8 protein-coding genes and 1 pseudogene are annotated in these 8,672 nt (G+C 73.7%); 1 reads left to right on the forward strand and 8 read right to left on the reverse strand.

Annotated features, from left to right (window positions below; genetic code table 11):
• Positions 1–163: 163 nt before the first annotated feature.
• From whiA to ACN6LM_RS29615, 6 genes are all read right to left on the reverse strand, one after another.
• Complete coding sequence (gene whiA, locus ACN6LM_RS29590; RefSeq protein ID WP_018104603.1) at positions 164–1,153, reverse strand: DNA-binding protein WhiA; 990 nt, start codon at positions 1,151–1,153, stop codon at positions 164–166.
• Positions 1,144–2,178 (reverse strand): gluconeogenesis factor YvcK family protein, encoded by a 1,035-nt coding sequence (locus tag ACN6LM_RS29595; protein WP_445068447.1) that lies wholly within the window; start codon positions 2,176–2,178, stop codon positions 1,144–1,146. The genes whiA and ACN6LM_RS29595 overlap by 10 nt, the downstream gene beginning before the upstream one ends.
• A complete protein-coding gene (rapZ, locus tag ACN6LM_RS29600; protein WP_445068448.1) occupies positions 2,175–3,146 on the reverse strand; it encodes an RNase adapter RapZ in 972 nt (323 codons plus the stop codon). The genes ACN6LM_RS29595 and rapZ overlap by 4 nt, the downstream gene beginning before the upstream one ends.
• A complete protein-coding gene (gene uvrC, locus ACN6LM_RS29605; RefSeq protein WP_445068449.1) occupies positions 3,143–5,185 on the reverse strand; it encodes an excinuclease ABC subunit UvrC in 2,043 nt (680 codons plus the stop codon). Before uvrC ends, rapZ begins: the two co-directional genes overlap by 4 nt.
• A gap of 114 nt (positions 5,186–5,299) precedes the next feature.
• The gene (locus ACN6LM_RS29610) at positions 5,300–6,163 is read right to left on the reverse strand and encodes a hypothetical protein (RefSeq protein ID WP_445068450.1); all 864 of its coding nucleotides are present in this window, start codon (positions 6,161–6,163) and stop codon (positions 5,300–5,302) included.
• Positions 6,164–6,167: 4 nt separating this feature from the next.
• Positions 6,168–6,806: a papain-like cysteine protease family protein gene (locus tag ACN6LM_RS29615; protein WP_445068451.1), complete on the reverse strand. Its 639-nt coding sequence runs from the start codon at positions 6,804–6,806 to the stop codon at positions 6,168–6,170.
• A gap of 226 nt (positions 6,807–7,032) precedes the next feature.
• Between ACN6LM_RS29615 and ACN6LM_RS29620 the strand changes: the two genes are divergently transcribed.
• The gene (locus tag ACN6LM_RS29620) at positions 7,033–7,959 is read left to right on the forward strand and encodes a hypothetical protein (protein ID WP_445068452.1); all 927 of its coding nucleotides are present in this window, start codon (positions 7,033–7,035) and stop codon (positions 7,957–7,959) included.
• Between the two features lie 19 nt (positions 7,960–7,978).
• Here the strand turns inward: ACN6LM_RS29620 and ACN6LM_RS29625 are convergent, their stop codons facing one another.
• Both ACN6LM_RS29625 and ACN6LM_RS29630 read right to left on the reverse strand, forming a co-directional pair.
• On the reverse strand, positions 7,979–8,407 hold the full coding sequence (locus tag ACN6LM_RS29625) for a Rieske (2Fe-2S) protein (RefSeq protein WP_425814477.1): 429 nt from the start codon (positions 8,405–8,407) through the stop codon (positions 7,979–7,981).
• A gap of 22 nt (positions 8,408–8,429) precedes the next feature.
• Positions 8,430–8,672 (reverse strand): annotated as a pseudogene (locus ACN6LM_RS29630) (hypothetical protein); the annotation flags it as partial.

Genomic DNA, 8,672 nt, shown 5'->3' on the forward strand with positions numbered 1-8,672 from the left:
GGTGACATCGAGCGGGGCCGGAAAGAGCGCGGAAGGCCCGTACTCCCCAGTAGGGGTACGGGCCTCCGGCTTCCGCGCGGCCTTCCTCGCGGCGATTACGCAGCGTCAACGGCCGCGGGCCGACGGGCCGTTCCCCTTCCGGGGCGCGGGCCGCGGGCCCCGCTCAGCCGACCAGGCCGTCGGCCAGCTCTTCGCTGAGAGTGGATTCCGTGCCGGGGATGCCCAGGTCCTGGGCGCGCTTGTCGGCCATCGCGAGGAGCCGGCGGATGCGGCCCGCGACCGCGTCCTTGGTCAGCGGCGGGTCGGCGAGGGCGCCCAGCTCCTCCAGCGACGCCTGCTTGTGCTCCATGCGCAGCCGCCCGGCCGCCGCCAGGTGCTCCGGGACCTCCTCGCCCAGGATCTCCAGGGCGCGGCCGACCCGGGCACCCGCGGCGACCGCGGCCCGGGCGGAGCGGCGCAGGTTCGCGTCGTCGAAGTTGGCGAGGCGGTTGGCGGTGGCCCGGACCTCGCGGCGCATCCGGCGCTCCTCCCAGGCCAGCACCGACTCATGGGCGCCGAGCCGGGTGAGCAGGGCACCGATCGCGTCGCCGTCGCGGACGACGACCCGGTCCACCCCGCGCACCTCGCGCGCCTTGGCGGCGATGGAGAGCCGGCGGGCGGCGCCGACCAGGGCGAGCGCGGCCTCCGGGCCCGGGCAGGTCACCTCCAGGGAGGAGGAGCGGCCCGGCTCGGTGAGCGAGCCGTGGGCCAGGAACGCCCCGCGCCAGGCGGCCTCGGCGTCGCAGGTGGCCCCCGAGACCACCTGCGGGGGGAGGCCGCGGATGGGGCGGCCCCGGCCGTCGACGAGCCCGGTCTGGCGCGCCAGCTGGTCGCCGCCCGCCACCACCCGTACGACGTAGCGCGAGCCGCGCCGCAGCCCGCCGGGGGCCATCACGATGAGCTCCGAGCTGTGCCCGAAGATCTCCAGGATGTCCCGCTTGAGCCGACGCGCCGCCATCGCGGTGTCCAGCTCCGCCTCGATCACGATCCGGCCGCTCACCAGGTGGAGGCCGCCCGCGAACCGGAGAATCGCCGAGACCTCTGCCTTCCTGCAGCAGGTCCGGGTCACGGGAAGCCGGGAGACTTCGTCCTTCACCGCCGGCGTCATCGCCATGGGCCGATCCTTCCATGCATCCGAAAAATACGGTCGTACGCGGCGGCCAACAGCTCCGGATCATGGATCGGAACGCCGTCGGGTGAGGCCACGGGCGCCAGCTCGACCGCGGCACCGAGCCGTTTGGCTGCGTCGGCGAGGGACTCGCGGTCGGGCACGGCGGCCTCGTCGGCCAGCACCACGTCCAGGGCGAGTTTAGGGGCGTGTCGTCCCAAAACCTCCAAATGACGCTGCGGTGAGAAGCCTTCTGTTTCGCCGGGCTGCGGTGCGAGGTTCAGCGAGAGGACCTTGCGGGCCTTCGTCTCGATCAGCGCGTCCAGCAGTTCGGGGACGAGCAGGTGCGGGATGACCGAGGAGAACCAGGAGCCGGGGCCGAGGACCACCCAGTCCGCGTCCCGGACTGCGGCGACCGCCTCGGGGACGGCCGGCGGGTCGGCCGGGACCAGGTGCACGGACTGCACCTCGCCCGGGGTGAGGGCGACGGTGGCCTGGCCGCGCACGGTGTCCACGTCCTCCGGGCGGTCCGGGTCGTGGCCCTTGACGAGGGCCTGGAGCTCCAGCGGCACGGCGGACATGGGCAGCACCCGGCCGTGCGCGCCGAGCAGCTTGCCGACCAGGTCCAGGGCCTGGACGTGGTCGCCCAGCTGCTCCCAGAGGGCGACGATCAGCAGATTGCCGACCGCGTGCTCGTGCAGGTCGCCCTTGGACTGGAAGCGGTGCTGGATGACCCGGGCCCAGGTCTGGCCCCACTCGTCGTCGCCGCACAGGGCGGCCAGCGCCTTGCGCAGGTCGCCCGGGGGCAGAACGCCCAGCTCCTCGCGCAGCCGCCCGCTGGAACCGCCGTCGTCGGCGACGGTGACCACGGCGGTCAGATCGCCGGTGATCCGGCGCAGCGCGGTGAGGGAGGCCGACAGGCCCCGGCCGCCGCCGAGGGCGACGACCTTGGGCTGGGCGCCGCGCTTGCGCACGGAGAGTGCGGGCGCCGTGCCCCGCAGCCGGCGCAGGCGCAGATTGCGACTGGTCACTCGCGCCCCATGTCCCTGTGTACGAGCACGGTCTCGATCCCCTCCGTGGCGAGCCGGGCCGCCAGCTTCTCGGACATGGCCACCGAACGGTGCTTGCCGCCCGTGCAGCCCACCGCGATGGTCACATAGCGCTTGCCCTCGCGGCGGTAGCCCGCGGCGACGAGCTGGAGCAGTTCGGTGTACTGGTTGAGGAATTCCTTGGCGCCGGGCTGGTCGAAGACGTACGAGGAGACCTCCTCGTTGAGCCCGGTGAAGGGGCGCAGCTCCGGCACCCAGTGCGGGTTCGGCAGGAAGCGGCAGTCGACCACCAGGTCGGCGTCGACCGGCAGGCCGTACTTGAAGCCGAACGACATCACGGTGGCGCGCAGCTCCGGCTCCTCGTCACCGGCGAACTGGGCGTCCATCTTGGCGCGCAGTTCGTGGACGTTGAGGCTGGAGGTGTCGATCACCAGGTCGGCGTCGCCGCGCAGCTCGCGCAGCAGGTCGCGCTCGGCGGCGATGCCGTCCACGATGCGGCCGTCGCCCTGGAGCGGGTGGGGACGGCGGACCGACTCGAAGCGCCGGACCAGCGCGTCGTCGGAGGACTCCAGGAAGACCACCCGGCGGGTGACGCCCTTGGCGTCCAGGTCGGCGAGGGATTCGCGCAGGTTGTCGAAGAAGCGGCGGCCCCGCACGTCGACCACGACGGCGATCCGGGCCACGTTGCCCTGGGAGCGGGCGCCGAGCTCCACCATGGTGGGGATCAGCGCGGGCGGCAGGTTGTCCACGACGAACCAGCCGAGGTCCTCCAGGCACTTGGCCGCGGTGCTGCGCCCGGCGCCGGACATGCCGGAGATGATCACCAGCTCCGGGATGGCGGCGGCGTCGCCCGTCTCGGTCGGGGTGCCGGTACTCACGTGTGCTGCTCCGTCTGCTCGGTCCGTGCTGTCGTGCTCGTGTTCGTGTTCGTTCTGTTCGTGCTCGGTCATGTCGTGCTGCCCCCGTCGTCCTCTTCCATGATCTCTCCTGTGGCCGTGTTCACGGCGGGTGCGGCCGGGGCGGCCGCCGCGAGGGCGACGGCCACGGACTCCGCTGTCCTGCGGCCTATCCCGGGAACCTCGCAGATCTCCTCGATTGTCGCCTGCCTCAGCTTCTTGACGGAGCCGAAATGTTTGATCAGGGCCTGCTTCCGGGTGTCCCCGAGGCCGGGGACGGCGTCCAGCGGGCTGGCGCGGATGCGCTTGGCCCGCTTGGCGCGCTGGTAGGTGATGGCGAAGCGGTGCGCCTCATCACGGACGCGCTGGAGGAGGTACAGGCCCTCGCTGGAGCGGGGCAGGACCACCGGGTCGTCGTCATCGGGCAGCCAGACCTCTTCGAGGCGCTTCGCGAGGCCGCAGACCGCGATGTCGTCGATGCCCAGCTCGTCCAGGGCCCGCTTGGCGGCGGCGACCTGCGGCTGGCCGCCGTCCACGACGAGGAGCTGCGGCGGGTACGCGAAGCGCTTGGGGCGGCCGTCGTCCTCGCGGGACTCCCCGGCGTCCGGGGCGTCTCCTCCGCCCTCGCCGTCGCCCTGGACCGCCGGCACGGGGCCGGTGGGCGCCGGGGTCTCCTCCCACTCCCCCGTGCGCTCCTTCTCCTGGAGGTAGCGGCGGAAGCGGCGGCTGATCACCTCGTGCATCGAGCGGACGTCGTCCTGCCCCTCGAAGCCCTTGATCTGGAAGCGGCGGTACTCCCCCTTGCGGGCGAGACCGTCCTCGAAGACCACCATGGACGCTACGACGTCGTCGCCCTGGAGGTGGGAGATGTCGAAGCACTCGATGCGCAGCGGGGCGGTGTCCAGGCCCAGGGCCCCGGCGATCTCCTCCAGCGCCCGGGAGCGGGTGGTGAGGTCCGAGGCGCGCTTGGTCTTGTGCAGTCCGAGCGCCTGCTGGGCGTTGCGCTGGACCGTGACCATCAGGTCCTTCTTGTCGCCGCGCTGCGGGATGCGCAGGCTGACCTGGGAGCCGCGCCGGTCCGCGAGCCACTGGGAGACCGCCGCCGGGTCCTCGGGCAGAGCCGGGACCAGGACCTCCTTGGGGACGGCGTCGCCGCTCTCCTCGCCGTACAGCTGCTGGAGGGCGTGCTCCACGAGGCCGGACGTGTCGACGTTCTCCACCTTGTCGGTGACCCAGCCGCGCTGGCCGCGGACCCGGCCGCCGCGCACGTGGAAGATCTGGACGGCGGCCTCCAGCTCGTCCTCGGCGACCGCGATGAGGTCCGCGTCGGTGGCGTCGGCGAGGACGACGGCGCTCTTCTCCATCGCGCGCTTCAGGGCCTCGACGTCGTCGCGCAGCCGCGCGGCCCGCTCGTACTCCATGTCCTCGGCGGCCGCCATCATGTCCTTCTCCAGGCGGCGGATGTAGGTGCCGGTGCGGCCGGCCATGAAGTCGCAGAAGTCGTCGGCCAGTTCGCGGTGTTCCTCGGGGGTGACCCGGCCGACGCAGGGCGCCGAGCACTTGCCGATGTAGCCGAGGAGGCAGGGGCGGCCGGTCCGCGCGGCGTTCTTGAAGACTCCGGCGGAGCAGGTGCGGACGGGGAAGACGCGGAGCATCAGGTCGACCGTCTCGCGGATCGCCCAGGCGTGCCCGTACGGACCGAAGTAGCGCACGCCCTTCTTCTTGGCGCCGCGCATCACCTGGACGCGGGGGAACTCCTCGTTGAGCGTGACCGCCAGGTAGGGATAGCTCTTGTCGTCGCGGTACTTGACGTTGAACCGGGGGTCGAACTCCTTGATCCAGGAGTACTCCAGCTGGAGCGCCTCGACCTCGGTGGCGACGACCGTCCACTCCACGGAGGCGGCCGTGGTCACCATCGTGCGCGTACGCGGGTGGAGTCCGGAGAGGTCCTGGAAGTAGTTGGCCAGGCGCTGGCGCAGGCTCTTGGCCTTCCCGACGTAGATCACCCGGCGGTGTTCGTCGCGGAATTTGTAGACCCCCGGGGAGTCGGGGATCTGTCCCGGCTTGGGGCGGTAGCTGGAGGGGTCTGCCATGCTCCCCACCCTACTTGCGGGCAGTGACAGAGCGGGGTGCGCGGACGGCACCGCGCTCCGGGCCAGGGGTGGGGAGCACCTGTCCCGGAGCGCGGGGTCATGGGGCCGGGCGGGTCACCCGGTCCGGCGGCGGCTCCTGAGGCGCAGGGCGGTGGCGCCGCACAGGGCGAGGACGGCGGCGGCGCCCCCGGCGGCCGCGGTGGAGCCGGCGGTCAGGACGGTCCCGCTGGTGGCCGAGGCGGCGATGGCGGGGCCGGAGCCCTCCCCTCCGGCGGGCTTCGCCCCGGGCCCGTAACCGCCCGCCTCGCCCTTGCGGGCGTACGCGGAGCCGGGGAGCTTGTCCGCGTAGGCGGCGTGGACCCGGGTGCGGTAGGCGGAGAGCGTCGTCCCCCGCTTGCCGACCGCCCGGACGGCGTCCCGGTCGAGCGGGACGACCCGGTCGCCCTTCTGCACGTACCAGGCGTCGATCTGGGGCTCGTGGAAGACGATGCCGCCGGGCAGCTTGCGGGCGCCCGCCTCGGTGTAGCGGGCCTCGTCGTCACCGGTGGCGATGTTCACCACCTGCATCCCACCGTCCTCGCCGGGTTCCGGCAGCGTCCAGAGCGACGCCCTCTGGCCGTCCGAGGAGACGGCGGTGCTGGCCAGGTAGTCGAGGGAGGCCACGGGGGCGCCCGGCTCGCCCGCCACGAACTCGGCGGACAGGGTGCGCACGGGCACGGCCTCGCCCTCGATGCGGGGTGCGGCGGCCTTCTCGGTGACGGCGCCCTCACGGGCGAAGAACCGGGACAGCGTGTTCAGGGTGGCGGTGTCGGTGGCCGCCTCGTGGGCCGCGGCCAGGGCGGCGGGACCGGCCTGGGGGCCGTCGGCGGCGGCCGCCTGCGGGGCGGCGGTGAGCAGGGCCGTGCCGGCGAGGACACCGGCGGCGGCCAGGGCGGCGGCGAGGGGGCGGCGGACGGGCCGGGAACCGGTGGTGGTCATGGCGTCACGCCCCGATCCGGTAGAGCGAGTGGGTCCAGGAGAACTCACTGTTGTTCACGTACCAGGCGTGCGAGGCCCAGTTGTAGCGATTGCTGGAGGGCCAGGGGTCGCCCCAGTAGACGAGGCCGTCGGCGTCGTCGTAGCCGTACAGCACATGCATGTGACCGCCGCCCGACGACCACTGGATGCGGGTCTCGACCGGGCGTCCGGCGGCTATCTCGGTCTGCACGGTGGAGTAGCGCAGCCAGCCGCTGACGTACGAGCCGGGCTTGATGCCCGCCCAGTACAGGGCGTTCTGCACGTTGTCGAGGGCGGCCTGCGAGTTGGGGCACTCGTAGCCCTGGGCGCGGCCGAAGGCGGCGTTGCAGAACTGGTTCTGGCTGTAGTCACGGCCGTACCAGGTGGCGATGGTGTTGCCGGACGCGGCCCAGCACCAGTTGGTCTTCTGCTGCGCCTGCATGGTGATGTTCAGCCGCTTGGTGGCGGCGAGGGCGGCCGTCGGGGCGGACGCGGTCCGGACCGAGGCGGTGGCGGTGCGGGGCTGGTCGGCGGCGGTGGCGGTCGCCGTGGGGACGGCGAGCAGCAGGGCGGCCAGTACGGCTGTCGCCGACAGCCGGCCGGGCCTGGTTCCTGTGGGGCGCATGGCGTTCCTCCCGGGGCGGGGGGTGGGGTTCCGAGGAGCGCGTCCGGACGCTGTGGAGGAGCATCAACCGTTGTCGGGGACGGGTCAACACGCTTGAATGCGGGTGAACACCGCGGTGTGAACGCCCGGGGCCGAGGTGTGAACGCGTGCCCCCGGCCACCTGCGGACCGGCACCCGTCGGCGCGGCCCCGTGCCCGGCCGGCGTGAACGTTCACCTGGAGGATCCATGCGGCACACCGAGGCCGAACTGGCGCAGGTGCTGCACACCGGACCGTTCCACCTGGCCCTGCGCACCGCGCTGTCGGTGCGCGGGCTGCCGCTCCAGCGGGTCCGGCACCATCTGGCGCACAGGGGGATCAAGCTCGGTGTGACCAGCCTGAGTTACTGGCAGCAGGGCGCACGCCGCCCGCAGCGCCCGGAGTCGCTGCGCGCCGTGAAGGCCCTGGAGGAGGTGCTCGCCCTGCCGCCGGACTCGCTGCTCGGCCTTCTGGACGCCGAGGAGCCCCGCCCGGACACCGAGCGTCCGCCCGCGCGCACGTACCGGTCGCTGGTGGAGACGTCCGGGGCCGTGGAGCGGCTGCTCGCGGGGCTCGAGTCACCGGCGGACGGCGGACTGCACACGGTGGGCCACCAGGAGCGGGTACGGATCGGGCCGGGGCGCCGGATGCAGCGGCGGACCTCCCAGCACGTGGTGCGCGCCCACCGGGACGGCATCGACCGCTATCTCGCGGTGTACGTCGGGGACGCGGGGTGCGATCCGGCGCGGGTCGCGGTGAGCGCCCGGGAGAACTGCCGGACGGGCCGGGTCCGCTGGGACCGGGAGACGGGTGTGCTGGTCGCCGAGCTGCTGTTCGACACCCGGCTGCGGGCGGGCGACACGTACCTCTTCGGCTACGGCTTCGAGGACGGCACGGGCGGACCCTGCGGCGAGTACCTGCGCGGCTTCACCTTCGGCGGCGGGCAGTACGTGCTCCAGGTCGGCTTCGCCGAGGAGGCGCTGCCGGTACGGTGCCGGAGCTTCGCGCAGGCGTCGGCGGGGGCGCCCCGGGGCGCCCGGGCGGAGCTCACGCTGACCGGCCGGCACCGGACCGTGCATCTGGTGGAGCAGGGGGTGCGGCCGGGGCTGGTGGGGATCGACTGGGACTGGGAGTAGGCGGGGCGTGCCACCCGGCTCAGGCGTCCGGGCCCGCGATCAGCTTGCCGCCCTCGACGCGGACCGGGACGGCGGGCAGCGGCACGGTCGCGGGGCCGTGCACGGCCTTGCCGGTCGTGGTGTCGAAGCGGCTGCCGTGGCAGGGGCAGTGGCCCTCGTTCTTCTCGACCTTGTCCAGCAGGCAGCCGGCGTGGGTGCACTGGGCGCTGAACGCCTTGAACTCCCCCTTGGCCGGGCAGGCCACGACGACGCGCTGCTCGCGGTAGAGCTTGGACTGGCCGACGGGGATCTCGTCGGGCGCGCCGAGCTCGACGGGGGCGGTGGGGGTCGGCGTCTGGGCGTGGCCGAGCTTCGAGTCGGTCGAGCAGGCGGCGGCTCCCAGCCCGGCGACGCCCGCGAGAGCGGCGCCCTTCAGCACGGTGCGGCGGGCGGCGGGCTGGCCGGACATGCGGTCTCCACGGGTCGGGCGGTCAGGTCGGGAAACCGTGCCGGAGCTGCCCGGGGGTGGCCGCGGCATCGGTGACGTAACCGACGATACCGGCGGAGACGGACGCTCCCGCGCGCGGGCCGGTCGTGGTCGGTCGCGGCCCGCCCCCGGCCGGCCGGGGGCGGGGCAGGGAACGGCCGGGGCGAGGCCGGGGGCGGGACAGGGAACCGCCGGGGGCGGGGCGGGGAACGGCCGGGGGCGGGAACGCGGCGAGGGGGGGGGGGGG

The organism is Streptomyces sp. SAS_281 (assembly GCF_052542855.1).